Here is a 17,612-nt window from a genome sequence, read left to right as displayed (position 1 = left end):
GTTATGTTGAAACTGGATTAACGGTTCGCCTTATTAAAATGTAGGGGTAATACAGTGATAGCTATTAAATGTTAAACGTACCATGAAAATTTTGAAAAAAAATTGAAGGGAAATGATAAAAGACTTGAGTCTGAGGTAGTGGAGGATAACTATGGCTATGAATGGGAGTACTACTGGGGTGTGTACCATGATGCCAAAATGATGGGGTAACTTGACCGGGAATTTGATATTGCTGCCAAGTTGCGGGAAGTTCAATTCCTACATCGGAGCTGGCTGTATGAACTGCAGGAACATGTATCCCAGGAGTCGAAGGAACTACGGCAGTTACTCTTAATAATACCCACATAAAATATTCACTCCTAAGTTGAGTTAATAAATTAGTATATTCTTTTCACACATATAAAGGTACATATATAGGACTTTCGTTTAAAACATGCGTACAAAGTCTTAAGACTAATGTAAGCTGATGGTGGACTATTTAATATGAAAAGATACGTCTATTTGCGGAGGGAAAATAGATAAAAAAAATATACAATGAAGGTGTTAATCGTAATATTTTACGAGTGTATGGAGGTATTTTTATGGAACGATTATGGACGAAATCATTTATTCAAATGACTTTCGCAATGTTATTTTTATTTACAGGATTTTATTTACTTGTTCCAACGCTCCCGCTCTTTATTAAAGAGATAGGTGGCAATGAATCGCAAGTTGGACTTATGATGGGGATGTTTACAATAGCTGCTGTTGTAATACGACCGATTATTGGAGGAATGTTAGATCAATATGGTAGAAGATCCTTTATTATTTTCGGACTCATCTTTTTTGGCTTAACGATGTACTCCTATAATATAGCATCGACTATTGTCCTTTTAGCTGTTTTACGTGTTATTCACGGAGTAACATGGGCTGTTTCTACAACAGCTGTTGGAACAGCAATAACGGATATTATTCCAGATTCACGCCGCGGTGAAGGTATGGGGTGGTATGGGATGGCGATGACAATTGCAATGGCGATTGGACCTATGATTGGATTATGGGTTGTGCAAAATTATTCATTTGATGGTCTATTTTTATTAGCGACGTTGTTATCTTTTATGGCAGTTGTATTATCATTAATAACGAAGATTCCATTTACGCCACAAAAAGAAAAAGGGAAAATTCAGCTATTTGAGAAATCCGTATTAACAATCACGATTGTAGTATTCTTTTTATCGTTTGCATATGGAGGAATAACAACCTTTTTACCGTTATTTGCATCATCAATTCATGTGAATCCGGGAACTTTCTTTCTTGTATATGCAATTGCATATACAATTGTAAGACCAATTTCAGGGAAACTATTAGATAAGTATGGAGAAGTATTCATTATACTTCCAGCATTATGTATTACTATTTTAGCTATAGTTGTTTTAACTATCTCAAATGGTTTGATAGGTGTAATTATCGCAGCAACATTATACGGTATTGGATTTGGTTCAGCGCAGCCAGCTTTGCAAGCGGCAATGCTTACAATTGTCGATCCGAGTAAAAGAGGAGTTGCAAATGCTTCATTTTTTACAGCGTTTGATTTAGGAATCGGATTAGGTGCTATTTTACTTGGAGTTGTTTCACAAATGTTTGGTTATCGTATTTTATTTTCAGGGAGTGCAATTTCAGCATTGATAGCCTTAATTATTTTCGTCTTCTTTGTAAAACAACGATTAGGAAAAAAAGAGTTTGCGTAAACTGGAGGAATAAAGATGAGAATTTCAATTGATCGTAAAGCTCTGCAATGGTTCCAGGAAGAATTACGTATAAAGCACGGTGCATCTGTACGTTTTACTGTAAGGTACGGAGGGGATAGTTCAATTCAGCCCGGATATTCTTTAGGGGTTGTTGCTGAGAAACCCGATGGCGAAATAGTGTCAGTTGAGAAGGAAGGTATTATATTTTTTGTAGATTCTGATGATCTTTGGTATTTTCAAAACTATGATTTATTTGTAAGTTATCATGAGGAAATGGAAGAAATTCAATTTAATTATGTAAAATAATAACTTTATTAAAAATGAATAAGTTTTATATAAAAATTATATTTAAGAGATAGTGAAATAAATATCATATAGTAACGAGCTGTATTTATGTACAGCTCGTTTTTTCTATTTCTCAAATAAAATTAGAATAATTGTATATTTGGCGGTGTTATATGAAAAATCTTTATATCTTGTTTTTGAAAATACGCAAAGAAGTCTATCCTTTCTTTATAAAATATAAGAATTATTTTCAGAAAATTGTATTGTTACAGTAAGAAAAGTGTAGGAAACTTATCATTATAAAATAAATTGAAATCTTCTAAAAACTCTGATACATTGAAATAGAAATGTAGTTTCACAATATTGTAAAGGCTTACAGTTATGTGCACGAAGATCTATTAGGATTGGAGGAAATAATGATGAAAGCTGAAGAAAAATTTTCCCCGGGATTAGATGGTATAGTGGCAGCGGAGACGAAAATCTCGTTTCTTGACACAGTAAAAGGTGAAATTGTAATTCAAGGGTATGACTTAATCGAACTCTCAAAAACAAAAGAGTATTTAGACATTGTGCACCTTTTATTGGAGGAACATCTACCGAATGAAGATGAAAAAGCAACACTTGAAAAGAAATTAAAAGAAGAATATGTAGTACCAGAAGGTGTATTCAACGTACTAAAGGCATTGCCTAAAGAGACGCATCCCATGGATGGATTACGTACAGGTGTGTCAGCGTTAGCTGGTTACGATAATGATATCGAAAACCGCTCGTTAGAAGTGAATAAAAGCCGAGGGTACAAGCTGTTAAGTAAAGTGCCAAACATTGTAGCGAATAGCTATCATATTTTAAATAATGAGGAGCCAATTGAACCTCTTAAAGAATTATCTTATAGTGCGAATTTCTTCTATATGTTAACTGGTAAAAAACCAACTGAACTTGAGGAAAAGATCTTTGATCGTTCCCTTGTTTTATATAGTGAGCATGAAATGCCAAACTCTACATTTACAGCTCGCGTTATTGCATCAACACAATCAGATTTATACGGTGCTTTAACAGGTGCAGTTGCATCTTTAAAAGGAAGTTTACATGGCGGTGCAAATGAAGCGGTTATGTACATGCTTTTAGAAGCTGGTAATGTTGAGAAATTTGAAGAGTTATTACAGAAGAAACTATATAACAAAGAAAAAATTATGGGCTTTGGACACCGTGTTTATATGAAGAAGATGGATCCAAGAGCACTTATGATGAAGGAAGCTTTAAAACAGTTATGTGATGTAAAAGGTGATTATACACTATATGAAATGTGTGAAGCTGGAGAAAAGATTATGGAAAAAGAAAAAGGAATTTATCCAAATCTTGATTATTATGCAGCTCCAGTATATTGGATGCTAGGTATTCCAATTCAACTTTACACACCAATCTTCTTTAGCTCTAGAACAGTGGGGTTATGTGCGCACGTTATTGAGCAACATGCAAATAATCGTTTGTTCCGTCCACGTGTAAATTATATTGGCGAGCGACATGTACTTAGTAAATAAGAACAACTGGGGAGTTGTTAGCGCCGCCCGCCAGATGGGTGTTTGACCGACACCCATCATTAATAATAACGAATTTTCGACAGAAAGGGAAGAATAGCATGATTAAAACAAATGAAATTAAGCAAAAAGATGCATTATTAGAAGAGATTACCGATTATGTATTAAATAAAGAGGTTACTAGTGCAGAAGCATTCAGTACAGCTCGTTACGTATTACTTGATACACTTGGATGTGGAATTTTAGCACTGCAATATCCAGAATGTACGAAATTACTAGGACCAGTTGTGCCAGGAACAATCGTGCCAAATGGTACACGTGTACCAGGTACGTCTTATGTACTAGATCCAGTAAAAGGTGCATTTAATATCGGATGTATGATCCGTTGGTTAGACTATAACGATACTTGGCTTGCAGCAGAGTGGGGACATCCATCTGATAATCTAGGCGGAATTTTAGCAGTTGCAGATTATATTAGCCGTGTTCGTATTTCAGAAGGAAAAGAAGCTTTAAAAGTACGTGAAGTATTAGAAATGATGATTAAAGCACATGAAATTCAAGGCGTGCTTGCTTTAGAAAACAGCTTAAACAGAGTTGGTCTTGACCATGTATTATATGTAAAAGTAGCAACAACTGCAGTAGTTGCGAAAATGCTTGGTGGAACACGTGAAGAAATCTTTAATGCATTATCACATGCGTGGATTGATAATTCTAGTCTTCGTACATATCGTCATGCTCCAAATACGGGCTCACGTAAATCATGGGCTGCAGGTGACGCAACGAGCCGCGGTGTTCATCTTGCAATGACTGCTCTAAAAGGTGAAATGGGTTATCCAACAGCATTATCTGCGCCAGGATGGGGATTCCAAGATGTATTATTCAATAAACAAGAATTAAAATTAGCAAGACCACTAGAGTCATATGTAATGGAAAATGTATTATTTAAAGTGTCATATCCAGCAGAATTCCATGCACAAACGGCTGCAGAATGTGCAGTGAAGTTGCATCCGGAAATTAAAGAGAGATTAGATGAAATTGACCGTATTACAATTACAACTCATGAATCAGCAATTCGTATTATTGATAAAGAAGGTCCATTAAATAACCCAGCTGATCGTGATCATTGCTTACAATACATTACGGCAATTGGTTTATTAAAAGGAGATATCGTTGCAGACGATTATGAAGATGCAGTAGCAAACGATCCACGTGTAGATGAATTACGTAATAAGATGGTTGTTGTTGAAAACAAACAGTACAGTTTAGATTACCTTGACCCGAACAAGCGCTCAATCGCCAACGCTGTTCAAGTTCACTTTAAAGATGGCACAGTAACAGAAAATGTGGAATGTGAATATCCACTTGGTCACCGCTTCCGTAGAGACGAAGCAATTCCAAAAGTTGTTCAAAAATTCACTGCAAATATGGCAGGTCATTATTCTAGTAAGCAACAAGAACAAATTCATGAAGTTTGTTTAAATGAAGAAAAACTAGAAAATATGAATGTAAACGAATTTGTAGATCTATTCTTAATTTAATAATAGGGGGAATTTAGAATGGCTTGGGTTGTGAAAAAGCAGTCAACACAAGAGGAGCTTGCGAATCGATTCCGAGCTTTAGTAGAAGCAAATGAAATTTTGCAAATTCCAGGTGCTCATGATGCAATGGCAGCTCTTGTTGCAAAAAATACAGGTTTTTCAGCTCTTTATTTATCAGGAGCTGCTTATACTGCAAGTAAAGGCTTACCAGATTTAGGTATCGTGACGTCTACTGAAGTGGCTGAGAGAGCAAGAGATTTAGTAAGAGCTACAGACTTACCTGTTCTTGTTGACATTGATACAGGATTTGGTGGTGTACTAAATGTGGCGAGAACAGCTGTAGAAATGGTGGAAGCGAAAGTAGCAGCTGTCCAAATTGAAGATCAGCAATTACCAAAAAAATGTGGACATTTAAATGGTAAGAAACTTGTTACTACAGAAGAATTGGTTCAAAAAATTAAAGCGATTAAAGAAGTTGCACCGAGCTTATACATTGTAGCACGTACTGATGCTCGCGGCGTTGAAGGATTAGATGAAGCAATTGAAAGAGCAAATGCATATGTAAAAGCAGGTGCAGACGCAATTTTCCCTGAAGCGCTTCAATCAGAGGAAGAATTCCGTCTATTTAATAGTAAGGTAAATGCACCTTTGCTTGCGAATATGACTGAATTCGGAAAAACTCCATATTATAGTGCAGAGGAATTTGCGAATATGGGCTTCCAAATGGTTATTTATCCTGTAACTTCACTTCGCGTTGCAGCGAAAGCATATGAAAATGTGTTTGCTTTAATTAAAGAAACAGGTTCTCAAAAAGATGCACTTTCTAATATGCAAACGAGAAGTGAATTATACGAAACAATTTCATATCATGACTTTGAAGAGTTAGATACTGGTATTGCAAAAACAGTATTATCAGAAGATCAATAGATAAAGCAGCGAAGGCGATGAAAATACATCTTTGGCAAAATAAAATGCTTGATGTGAAAAATCATCGCCTTCTATTTTCAAAAAAGATATTCCACTCATCGTAGACGAGCATAAGCAAAAAGCTATGAAAGCCGAATGATAGGGGGATACATATGGAGAAAACGAAGTTACCATGGGATGAATTTTTTTCACTTAATAAAGATATAAATCATACTTACTTTACACCAGAAGATTTTTCAGGTGATGAAGATTTAATCGCAAAAACGACAGAACAATTCGTTAAACAAGAAATTGTTCCACAAATGGAGAATATTGAACAACATAACTATAAAGTTTCTCGTCAATTATTTGAGAAAGCTGGGGAACTTGGATTATTAGGCATTGAGGTACCAGAAGATTATGGCGGGTTCGAGTTAGGAAAGGCTGTCTCAGGTCTTGTAGCAGAGAAAATGGGTTACGCTGGTGCGTTTAGCGTTTCTTTTAATATACACGCTGGTGTCGGTACATTGCCTTACATATATTATGGAACGAAAGAGCAAAAAGAAAAATATTTACCGAAAATCGCATCGGGAGAATGGATTGGGGCTTATGCTTTAACGGAGCCAAATGCTGGTTCGGATGCATTAAGTGCAAAAACAAGCGCCGTATTGAATGAAGAGGGAACAGCTTGGAAGTTAAATGGTGAGAAGCAATGGATTACAAATGCTCATATGGCAGATGTATACGTTGTTTTTGCGAAGACAAATAAAGGAATGACAGCGTTTATTGTCGAAAGAACATGTGAAGGTGTATCTATTGGATTAGAAGAAAAGAAAATGGGGATTAAAGGTTCTTCAACAGCGACTCTTATTTTAGAAGATGTTGTCATCCCTGCTGAAAATGTTTTAGGGGAAGTTGGGAAAGGGCATCACGTAGCCCTTAATATTCTTAACTTTGCTAGACTTAAACTTGCTTTTGGAAATATTGGAACAGCAAAACAAGCAATTGGTTTGTCGGTTCAATATGGAAAAGAGCGAAAACAGTTCCAAACGGAATTAGTAGACTTTACGATGATTCAAGAGAAAATTGCAAATATGATCATTGCTACATATGGAGCAGAAAGTGCAGCTTATCGTACAGCAGGTGTAATCGATGAAGCAATTCATGAGAGCGATGAAGATCTTATGAAGAAAATGTCTCAATTTGCAATTGAATGTGCACTGAATAAAGTAAATGCTTCTGAAACACTTGCTTATATCGTAGATGAAGCTGTACAAATTCATGGTGGTTACGGTTATATGCAAGAGTATGAGGTAGAACGATTATATCGTGATGCAAGAATTAGTCGTATTTTTGAAGGAACGAACGAAATTAATAGATTAACAGTTGCTAAAATGTTAATGAAACAAATCGAACAATTAGAAGATACTGAAGTAGAAAGTAATGTAGCAAATGTAGAAAGAAACCATCGTTACATTTTATTAGCGAAAAAATTGTTGAAACAATCTTTGAAAACGCTCTCTAAAACTCCAGGTCTAAAAATTGACCAAGAACAAGAATATTCACGTGTAATATCAAATATGTTGACGGACGTGTACATCATGGAATCAGCGTTTTTACGTACGAGAAAAGCGGTACGTAAAAATGGAGAGGAAAAAGAACGTACGAAGCAACTCATAACGGATGTTATTTGTGAAGAAGGATACCGTAAAGTAGAAGAAGCGGCGATTTCTGTACTTTCAGCAGCTGTCACAAAAGAACAAGATAGAAATGTGATTTTAGCTGAAATCCGTCAATTATTAGTGCCTTTATACACGAACGTATTTACGAAGAAGAGAGAAATTGCGAAAGCTATTATAAATCGCGGGAAATATATTGTGTAAATAGGAGGAAAGCGATATGAAAAAGATTGGTTTTATCGGTTTAGGTAACATGGGTCTTCCAATGTCAAAAAATCTAGTTAAATCAGGTTACACAGTATATGGCGTGGACTTAAATAAAGAGGCGGAAGCGTCCTTTGAAAAAGAAGGCGGAATTATCGGTCTATCAATCTCAAAACTAGCAGAAACATGTGATGTAGTTTTTACAAGTTTACCTTCACCTCGCGCTGTTGAAGCGGTATATTTTGGAGCAGAAGGATTATTTGAAAATGGTCACTCGAATGTAGTTTTCATTGATACAAGTACGGTATCGCCGCAGTTAAACAAACAATTAGAGGAAGCTGCAAAGGAAAAGAAAGTAGACTTTTTAGCAGCACCTGTGAGCGGTGGTGTAATCGGAGCCGAAAACCGAACATTAACGTTTATGGTTGGTGGATCAAAAGAGCTATATGAGAAAACGGAATCTATCATGGGCGTACTAGGCGCGAACATTTTCCACGTTAGTGAGCAGATTGATAGTGGTACAACTGTTAAGTTAATTAATAACTTATTAATTGGTTTTTATACAGCTGGTGTGAGTGAAGCTTTAACATTAGCGAAAAAGAACAATATGGATTTAGATAAAATGTTTGATATTTTAAATGTAAGTTACGGTCAAAGTAGAATTTATGAACGTAATTATAAAAGTTTTATAGCACCTGAAAACTACGAGCCAGGATTTACTGTGAACTTATTGAAAAAAGATTTAGGATTTGCAGTTGACTTAGCTAAGGAAAGCGAACTCCATTTACCGGTAAGCGAAATGTTATTAAACGTATATGACGAAGCGAGTCAAGCTGGATATGGTGAAAACGATATGGCTGCTTTATATAAGAAAGTTAGCGAGCAATTAATTTCTAATCAAAAATAAATTATACAAAGGAGAGAATACAATGATTACAACTGAAATTAAACGAGTAAAAAATCACATTAACGGTGAGTGGGTTGAATCGACAGGTACGGAAGTAGAAGCAGTTCCAAATCCAGCGACTGGAAAAATTATCGCTTACGTTCCACTATCTCCAAAAGAAGATGTTGAAAAAGCTGTTGAAGCGGCAAAATCAGCATTCGAAACATGGTCTAAAGTACCAGTTCCAAATCGTTCAAGAAATTTATATAAATATTTACAGCTATTACAAGAAAATAAAGATGAGCTTGCAAAAATCATTACGCTAGAAAATGGTAAGACGCTAACGGATGCAACAGGTGAAGTACAGCGTGGTATTGAAGCGGTAGAACTTGCAACATCTACGCCAAATTTAATGATGGGTCAAGCACTTCCGAATATCGCTAGCGGAATTGATGGATCGATTTGGCGCTACCCAATCGGAGTTGTTGCTGGTATTACGCCGTTTAACTTCCCGATGATGATTCCGTTATGGATGTTCCCACTTGCAATTGCTTGCGGTAATACATTCGTATTAAAAACATCTGAAAGAACGCCACTTTTAGCGGAGCGACTTGTAGAATTATTCTATGAAGCAGGTTTCCCAAAAGGCGTATTAAATTTAGTACAAGGCGGAAAAGATGTTGTAAATAGCATTTTAGAAAATAAAGATATTCAGGCTGTTTCGTTCGTTGGCTCTGAGCCGGTAGCTCGTTACGTATATGAAACAGGTACGAAACACGGAAAACGTGTACAAGCGTTAGCAGGTGCGAAAAACCATGCGATTGTAATGCCAGATTGCAATCTTGAGAAAACAGTACAAGGTGTAATTGGATCTGCATTTGCAAGTAGTGGAGAGCGCTGCATGGCATGCTCAGTAGTAGCAGTAGTGGATGAAATTGCTGATGAATTCATTGATGTATTAGTAGCAGAAACGAAAAAATTAAAAGTAGGCGATGGCTTTAACGAAGATAACTATGTTGGACCATTAATCCGTGAATCTCATAAAGAGCGCGTTTTAGGCTATATTAATAGCGGTGTAGCAGATGGGGCAACTTTATTAGTAGATGGCCGTAAAATTAATGAAGAAGTTGGAGAAGGTTACTTTGTAGGTGCGACAATCTTTGATGGCGTGAATCAAGAAATGAAAATTTGGCAAGATGAGATTTTTGCTCCAGTATTAAGCATTGTACGAGTTAAAGATTTAGAAGAAGGTATTAAACTAACAAATCAATCTAAATTTGCAAATGGTGCAGTTATTTATACGTCAAACGGTAAACATGCACAAACGTTCCGTGATAATATCGATGCTGGTATGATCGGTGTAAACGTAAATGTTCCAGCACCAATGGCATTCTTCGCATTTGCAGGAAATAAAGCGTCATTCTTTGGTGATTTAGGTACAAATGGTACAGATGGCGTTCAATTCTATACACGTAAAAAAGTTGTAACTGAGCGCTGGTTTTAATATAAAATAAACAGCCAAATTAGTTATTAAATGAAAACCACCACTATTAATAGTGGTGGTTTTCATCTTGTTAATTACTTTTTTCAAAAGCGAGTTTAATACCAAAACCAATTAAGACGACTCCCGTTAACCCTTGAATATAACGCTGCGTCTTCGGTTTTTTCATAAAAGCACTAATTTTATCAATTAAAAATATATAAAAAGCGAACCAAATGGCTGTTAAAACGAGGTAAGTAAGGCCCATTACGAGTAGTTGGATAAACGTATTATGATTTGGATTTAAAAATTGCGGTAAAAACGTTAAAAAGAATACTGCAACTTTAGGGTTTAATAAATTCGTAAGAAACCCTTGTCGAAAGCAAGAGGTGTGTTCATCTTCATTATTCAAAGATATATCGTTCGTATCAATGCCTTCTTTATTTCTTACTGCTAAAAGGGCTTTAATACCAATATAAATTAAATATAGAGCCCCAACGTACTTGAAAATAGAAAATAAAAGAGCTGACTTTACAATAAGTGCAGAAAGACCAATTACAGCAGCTAAAGTATGAATTAATAGTGCAATACATGTACCAAACACTGTTTTCACTCCACCGACTTTACCAGCAACCAATGTATTTTTCGTAGCCATTGCTGTATCTGGACCAGGTAAAATGATAAGGCAAATAGACATAATGATGAAAAGAAGATAATTTTCTATCATAGCCGCCCCTCCTTTTTATTTTTAGAATATTTGATTAAAATCAGTGTAGCACAAAAATGGATTTAATAAAATTAAATTTTGTTAAAAATAATTAAATAAAAAAGGCTATATAGTAGCTGTAATTACACTACTATATAGCTTCGATTTTATACCGCTATTTGCGGGTAGTAAGATTTTCACCGCACAAGATTTAGCTGAAGCAAAGAAGTTAGGTAGGGGATGAACGAAACACCCCCTCATGACAATTTCATTTTATGCATTAAGTAAGTTAAAGAAACGATTCACATCTTCTTCTGAAACGTCACTTAACTGTTTATATTTATAATTCGGATTTTGATCTTTATCAACGACAACGGAGCGTACTCCTTCGAAGAAATCTTCATGTCTCATGAAATTTTTAGCAAGTATAAGGTCCGTAGCGAAACATTCTTCAACGGATTTATCTTTTCCATCAATAAACTGTTTTAATGTTACTTTTAGTGAAATAGGGGATTTTGATAACAGTGTTTCTTTCGTTTTTAGAGCAAAGGAACTTTCATCTTTCTCCAATGAATGGATGATTTCTTCAATTGTATCGAAAGCAAAATGTGAATTGATTACTTCTAATGAAGGAGCGAGCTCGCTTTCTAAGTTTGGAGCAGTTGCAAATGTACGAATAACTTCTTTTAAATTAGTATGTACATCATCTTCTTTATGCCAATTTACACTTTCAAGTTCAGTAAGAAACTCTGGTAATGAATCAGATGTCATAAAGTAATCAGCAGCATTAATAAATAATACGTCAGAAGCTTTTAAAATAGATGCTGTTAAAGCAACGAATCGTCCTGTATATCCAGGCGCTTTATTTAAGAAATATGCAGCTCCGACGTCTGGGAAGAAGCCAATATTCATCTCTGGCATTGCCCATTTCGTACGCTCAGTTACAATGCGATACTTCGCACCATTTGTAAGACCGACACCACCGCCCATTACAATTCCATCTAAACAAGCAATAATCGGTTTTGTATATTGATAAATATATGTATCAATTTCATACTCTTCTTCAAAAAAACGTTCTGCATGTTGCAATGCCACTTCATTGGAACGCGCTTCATAAAGAGTTTTAATGTCGCCGCCTGCACAAAAACCTTTTGTGCCAGCTCCTTTTAACACGATAAGTGCAATACGCTCATCGTGTTCCCACTCTTTAAGTTTTTGTCCGATAGGTTGTAACATGTCATAAGATAAAGAATTAAGTGCTTTTGGACGGTTTAAAGTAATTGTCGCAACGCCGTTTTCACTAACAGAAAATAAAACTTGTTCAGTCATAATGCATCCTCCCTTACATATCTTCTTATTCTTAATTCTTGATATGTACTGAAATGTCCTTTATAAATTTTGTCAAAAGTTGACGGTAAATATTAATTTGGTCACTGCATATTTTGACGAGTTATCTTTGCAGGATTTCAGAGACTGAGGGGGAATATTACAACATTACTGTAAGTGTAATTATTTGAAGTTATAATGATAAAAGCGCTATTATATAGGTGTGAAATGTTCATTATCAATTCTAAAAGTGTGTTTGAAGAAAAAATAAATCGTACAATTGTAATAAAAAATTTTACACTGAATTAGAAATAGAGAAAGGAGAAATCGGAATGCCAGGACCTTTACTATTGTCGGTTATTATTTTGTCTTTTTTAATGATAGGAATAACGCAGTATTTTCATCATACAGATACGACAGAAGAAGTGAAGGATAAAGTACGTCTCGTATTTCCGATTTTTATAATATCTATTTCATTCTGTATTTTATTAAATAAAGATGGCTACATTGTCGCAGTGTTCTCATTTTTCGTCGCAATCGTCTTAATTACCGTTTTATATTATGTAATGAAAGACTTTATACAAAAATAAAGATGTCATAATAGACATTTTTATTTTGGGGAAAATATAAAATTTCACATACCGTATTTTATATAAAATACATAAAACATATAACAATAGAAAAGTGTGTACTTTGCTGTGTATGTACTTGTCAATCTTGCATAGCCACTATACTATTAAAATGTAGAGATTATAAAAAGGGGTTGTATCTATCATGAAATTTGAGATGCACACAAAAATTATTTCAAATGAAAAAGAAGTAAGATTACATATTGAAGAAAATATATTTCAATTAATATTGGATGGTTATCACTTATTTACAGTTCAAGAAATATTGCCTTTATATAAATCAAATGAAGAAAGAATTGGAAGTGCAACGATATTGAAGCTAGAGTGGGAGAACGGAAAAACTACAATAAACTATCAACTCGTTTCACTAAAATCAGTAAATTAAAAGGAGTAGAAAAATATGAAGTTATTTCATACAGCGGATTGGCATTTAGGTAAGCTTGTTCATGGCGTGTATATGACTGAAGACCAAAAGATTGTATTAGATCAGTTTGTACAGGCTGTTGAAGAAGAAAAACCAGATGCTGTAATTATTGCAGGGGATTTATATGACCGAGCAATTCCACCTACAGAAGCAGTAGACTTATTAAATGATGTGCTGCAAAAAATAGTTATTGATTTGCAAACACCAGTTATTGCGGTAGCTGGTAATCATGATAGTCCGGATCGTATCCATTTTGGAAGTAGTTTAATGAAAAAACAAGGATTACATATTGCAGGTCAATTTCAATTCCCGTATGAACCTGTTGTACTAAATGATGAATATGGAGAGGTTCACTTCCATCTAATACCGTATGCAGACCCAAGCATAGTGAGGCACGTGTTGAAAAATGAAGACATACGTTCTCATGATGATGCGATGCGCATTTTTATGAATGAGCTCTCTGAAACGATGGATAAAGAAGCTAGACATGTATTTGTTGGACATGCATTTGTAACTTCTTCAGGAGAAGCGGAGGAGAATACAAGTGATGCAGAACGACCACTTTCAATTGGTGGTGCTGAATATGTAAATAGTCATTATTTTGATAAGTTTCATTACACAGCGCTTGGACATTTACATCAAGCGCATTTCGTACGTAATGAGACGATTCGATATTCAGGTTCACCACTTGCCTATTCAATTTCTGAAGAGAAACATAAAAAAGGCTATTACATTGTACAACTGAATGAAACTGGTGAAGTAGCAATTGAAAAAAGGTTACTTTCACCACGTCGTAAAATGCGAACAGTAGAAGCGAAAATAGATGAATTATTACAGCACCCAGTAAGTGAAGATTACGTATTTGTAAAATTATTAGACGAAAACCCTGTCTTACAGCCAATGGAGAAAATACGATCTGTATATCCAAATGCAATGCACGTTGAAAGAGCGATGCAAAGACGAGAACTCACAGATACAAATGAAGTAACTGTTTCAAGACATAAAACGGATGATTTATCTCTTTTAAAGGCTTTCTATAAAGAAATGAAGGGGTTAGATTTATCAGAAGAGAAAGAACGCCTATTTATAGATGTATTACAAACAGTGCAAGAACGGGAAGGTGAACGAGGATGAGACCGATTCAGCTTATTATGACAGCATTCGGGCCATATAAACAGAAAGAAATAATCGATTTTGAAGATCTTGGAGAACATCGTATTTTCGCTATTTCTGGGAATACAGGAGCTGGAAAAACAACGATTTTTGATGCGATTTGTTATGTGTTATATGGTGAGGCTAGTGGAGAAGAACGTAGTGATACGAGCATGCTTCGAAGTCAATTTGCTGATGATAATGTTTATACAAGTGTTGAATTAACCTTTCAGTTAAAAGGGAAACGCTATGAAATAAAACGACAACTTGGACATAAAAAACAAGGGAATAAGACTATTACAGGACATGCAGTAGAATTATATGAAGTTATTGATGGAGAAAACGTTCCAGCCGTCGATCGTTTTCATGTAACAGACGTAAACAAAAAAGTGGAAGATTTAATTGGGTTAAGTAAACATCAATTTAGCCAAATTGTTATGTTACCCCAAGGGGAATTCCGAAAACTATTAACATCTGAGACGGAAAACAAAGAAGAGATTTTACGTCGTATTTTTAAAACGGATCGTTATAAATTAATGCGTGAGTTACTTGATCAAAAGAGAAAACAATGGAAAGACGTCTTACAAGAAAAACAAAAAGAGAGAGAGCTCTATTTCCGTAATGTTTTTAAATTACCAATCCGTGATGGAGCATTATTAGAGACATTAGTGGCACAAGAACATGTAAATACGCATCAAGTAGTAGAAGCGTTAGAACAAGAAACAACCGTGTATAAGGCAGAGGTTGAGCAATTACAAGTAGAACAAGATGTTCAAACGAAGCAATTAAAGGATGCAGAAACACGTTTTCATGCAGCAAAATCTGTAAATGAGAAATTTATAGATTTACAACAAAAGAATGAGAAATATAACACTTTACAAGAGAACCGTGCAGTAATTGAAAGGAAAGAAAAATTCTTTAAACGTGCGGAACAAGCAAAGCACTTATTACCATTTGAACAATGGTATGAAGAAGCGATGGAAAATGAGCAGAAAGCTGAAAGTTTGTTAAAACAGATAATCGTCAAACAAGAACAGATAATGAATAGCTTTGAACTTGCTCAGGAGAAGTATGAAGTAGTAAAGAATAAAGAAGCTGAACGAGAAGAGGCTAAAAAACTTGTTCAAAGATTAGAAGAGTTACAAGCGATTATTGAATCATTAGCTGAGAGAAAGCTGAATTTACAAAATGCCGAAATTCAAATAGGGAAATTAAAAGAAAGTATGCAAAAGTTAGATCAACAACTAGAAGAGCATACAAACCAAAAACAGAGAATGTCTGATGAATTGCAGCAATTAGAACAAGCACTTGAGCAATATGTAGCTAAGGTGGAAGAACTAACGAATATGCGAGAAGATGCAAAAGTTTTAAAACAAGCATATGATGTTTGGCAAGAAAAACAAAAATTCGAGCAAGAAAAAGAAGCGGCAAATAATAAAATGCAAGTGGCAGTTCGTGCATATGAAAACATGGAGCGCCGCTGGTTAAGTGAACAAGCTGGTATATTAGCTCTTCATTTACATGACGGTGAATCTTGTCCGGTATGTGGTAGTACGAGTCATCCACAAAAAGCTACAGAGCAAAGTAATGCGATCGATGAAAAAGAGTTAAACGATTTAAGAGATAAGAAGAACATTGCTGAAAAATTCCATGTGCAAGTAGAGGAGAAATGGAATTTCTATCGACTACAATATGAACAAGTGATAGAAGAAGTTGTGAAGCGCGGCTACAATTCGGAAAAATTAGCTGAAACATATAGTGCACTTGTTCAAAAAGGAAAACAATTAGCTGCAGATGTTAATACGTTAAAAGCAAGTGAAGAAACACGTAAGCAGATTGCTGCGAACATGAAAAGCGTAGAAGAAAAAATAGAAGAACTTCAGAAACAAAAACGAGAATTGGAAACAATGCAGCACCGTACAGAAATGGAGTGTATGCAACTTCGTACGTCATATGAACATGATAAACGAAATATTCCAGAAAACTTACAAACAGTACAAGCTTGGAAAGCACAGTTTGACCAAGCTATGCAGGAACTTAGGTTAATGGAGGACGAATGGAAGAAAGTGCAGGAAGCGTATCAGCATTGGCAAAATGAAAATATACGTATTCAAGCAGAACAAAAAGGTGCTTCTAATCAATTTGAAAGTGCAAAATTAAAGAAAGAAGAGACTTTCGCACGCTTTATGAAAGAGCTAGAACAAAGCGGGTTTACAGATGAATTCACGTATAAAAAAGCCAAATTAAGCGATCCCGAGATGGAGATGTTACAAAAAGAAATTCAAGGTTATTATTCATCGCTTGAAGTGCTTGCAAAACAAATTGAAGAGTTAAACTCAGAATTAAAAGATAAAGAGTATATGGATATTACATCTTTAGGTGAACACATAAAAAATCTAGAAATTAATCTTGATATAATTAAAGAAAAACGTCAACGTGCGCAAAATGCGGTAACATATATTTCTGATTTACATGAAAACATTAGACGTATTGACGAACAAATTCACGAGGAAGAAAAAGCATTCCAAGAACTTGTTGATTTATATGAAGTAATGAAAGGTGATAACGAAAGTCGTATATCATTTGAACGTTACATCTTAATTGAGTATCTAGAACAAATTGTTCAAATCGCAAACGAACGACTACGTAAATTATCAAATGGACAATTTTATTTAAAACGAAGTGAACGAGTTGAAAAAAGAAACCGTCAAAGTGGATTAGGCTTAGATGTGTACGATGCATACACTGGCCAAACGCGCGATGTAAAAACATTATCCGGCGGAGAGAAATTTAACGCATCACTTTGCTTAGCGCTAGGAATGGCAGATGTCATTCAAGCATATGAAGGCGGTATTTCCATCGAAACGATGTTCATCGATGAAGGGTTCGGTTCATTAGATGAAGAATCGTTAACGAAAGCGGTAGATGCCTTAATTGACTTACAAAAATCAGGCCGATTTATCGGTGTCATCTCACACGTTCAAGAGCTGAAAAACGCAATGCCAGCTGTATTAGAAGTAACGAAGCAGAAGGATGGGTGTAGTCAGACTAGGTTTGTGGTGAAGTAAGCTTAGAAAATGGAGTAGGGAATCTACCGATACTTTTAGTGTCATATGTATGAATAATAAAACGTCG

Annotated in this window: 15 protein-coding genes; 12 read left to right on the top strand and 3 right to left on the bottom strand. The window is 35.3% G+C overall.

Annotated features, from left to right (window positions below; all coding sequences use genetic code 11):
• Positions 1–64: 64 nt before the first annotated feature.
• Positions 65–346 carry a hypothetical protein gene (locus tag HMPREF2590_RS02740; RefSeq protein ID WP_000270093.1) on the bottom strand — a complete coding sequence of 94 codons (282 nt, stop codon included), beginning with the start codon at positions 344–346 and terminating at the stop codon, positions 65–67.
• A 235-nt stretch (positions 347–581) separates the two neighbouring features.
• Here HMPREF2590_RS02740 and HMPREF2590_RS02735 point away from each other — a divergent pair, with 235 nt between their 5' ends.
• From HMPREF2590_RS02735 to HMPREF2590_RS02700, 8 genes are all read left to right on the top strand, one after another.
• Positions 582–1,727: an MFS transporter gene (locus tag HMPREF2590_RS02735; RefSeq protein WP_000440664.1), complete on the top strand. Its 1,146-nt coding sequence runs from the start codon at positions 582–584 to the stop codon at positions 1,725–1,727.
• A gap of 15 nt (positions 1,728–1,742) precedes the next feature.
• Entirely contained in the window at positions 1,743–2,033 is a 291-nt protein-coding gene (locus HMPREF2590_RS02730) for a HesB/YadR/YfhF family protein (RefSeq protein ID WP_001222841.1), read from the top strand.
• A gap of 395 nt (positions 2,034–2,428) precedes the next feature.
• On the top strand, positions 2,429–3,550 hold the full coding sequence (gene mmgD, locus HMPREF2590_RS02725) for a citrate synthase (RefSeq protein WP_070861314.1): 1,122 nt from the start codon (positions 2,429–2,431) through the stop codon (positions 3,548–3,550).
• 98 nt (positions 3,551–3,648) lie between these two features.
• Positions 3,649–5,085 (top strand): 2-methylcitrate dehydratase, encoded by a 1,437-nt coding sequence (gene prpD / locus HMPREF2590_RS02720; RefSeq protein WP_000598123.1) that lies wholly within the window; start codon positions 3,649–3,651, stop codon positions 5,083–5,085.
• Between the two features lie 18 nt (positions 5,086–5,103).
• Entirely contained in the window at positions 5,104–6,012 is a 909-nt protein-coding gene (gene prpB, locus HMPREF2590_RS02715; protein ID WP_000312639.1) for a methylisocitrate lyase, read from the top strand.
• A gap of 152 nt (positions 6,013–6,164) precedes the next feature.
• Positions 6,165–7,874 (top strand): acyl-CoA dehydrogenase family protein, encoded by a 1,710-nt coding sequence (locus HMPREF2590_RS02710; RefSeq protein WP_000415998.1) that lies wholly within the window; start codon positions 6,165–6,167, stop codon positions 7,872–7,874.
• A gap of 16 nt (positions 7,875–7,890) precedes the next feature.
• Positions 7,891–8,781 carry an NAD(P)-dependent oxidoreductase gene (locus tag HMPREF2590_RS02705; protein WP_000719410.1) on the top strand — a complete coding sequence of 297 codons (891 nt, stop codon included), beginning with the start codon at positions 7,891–7,893 and terminating at the stop codon, positions 8,779–8,781.
• Between the two features lie 22 nt (positions 8,782–8,803).
• Entirely contained in the window at positions 8,804–10,264 is a 1,461-nt protein-coding gene (locus HMPREF2590_RS02700) for a CoA-acylating methylmalonate-semialdehyde dehydrogenase (RefSeq protein ID WP_000633363.1), read from the top strand.
• 70 nt (positions 10,265–10,334) lie between these two features.
• Here HMPREF2590_RS02700 and HMPREF2590_RS02695 read toward each other — a convergent pair whose 3' ends face one another.
• Positions 10,335–10,967, bottom strand: coding sequence for a LysE family translocator (locus HMPREF2590_RS02695; RefSeq protein WP_000572358.1), 633 nt, complete (start codon positions 10,965–10,967; stop codon positions 10,335–10,337).
• 252 nt (positions 10,968–11,219) lie between these two features.
• On the bottom strand, positions 11,220–12,275 hold the full coding sequence (locus HMPREF2590_RS02690) for an enoyl-CoA hydratase/isomerase family protein (protein ID WP_000139776.1): 1,056 nt from the start codon (positions 12,273–12,275) through the stop codon (positions 11,220–11,222).
• Between the two features lie 329 nt (positions 12,276–12,604).
• On the opposite strand from HMPREF2590_RS02690, the gene HMPREF2590_RS02685 reads away from it, so the two are divergent.
• The 4 genes from HMPREF2590_RS02685 (at position 12,605) to HMPREF2590_RS02670 (ending at position 17,545) form a co-directional block, all read left to right on the top strand.
• On the top strand, positions 12,605–12,862 hold the full coding sequence (locus tag HMPREF2590_RS02685) for a hypothetical protein (RefSeq protein WP_001119404.1): 258 nt from the start codon (positions 12,605–12,607) through the stop codon (positions 12,860–12,862).
• A gap of 184 nt (positions 12,863–13,046) precedes the next feature.
• Positions 13,047–13,286 carry a DUF2584 family protein gene (locus HMPREF2590_RS02680; RefSeq protein WP_000667346.1) on the top strand — a complete coding sequence of 80 codons (240 nt, stop codon included), beginning with the start codon at positions 13,047–13,049 and terminating at the stop codon, positions 13,284–13,286.
• A gap of 15 nt (positions 13,287–13,301) precedes the next feature.
• Complete coding sequence (locus tag HMPREF2590_RS02675; protein WP_000765146.1) at positions 13,302–14,459, top strand: exonuclease SbcCD subunit D; 1,158 nt, start codon at positions 13,302–13,304, stop codon at positions 14,457–14,459.
• Complete coding sequence (locus HMPREF2590_RS02670) at positions 14,456–17,545, top strand: AAA family ATPase (protein WP_001247419.1); 3,090 nt, start codon at positions 14,456–14,458, stop codon at positions 17,543–17,545. Before HMPREF2590_RS02675 ends, HMPREF2590_RS02670 begins: the two co-directional genes overlap by 4 nt.
• Positions 17,546–17,612 lie beyond the last annotated feature (67 nt).

This window comes from Bacillus sp. HMSC036E02, assembly GCF_001836235.1.
Lineage (GTDB): Bacteria > Bacillota > Bacilli > Bacillales > Bacillaceae_G > Bacillus_A > Bacillus_A cereus.
Note: the sequence above shows the minus strand (reverse complement) of the source record. Positions and strands in the feature narration are given on the sequence as shown.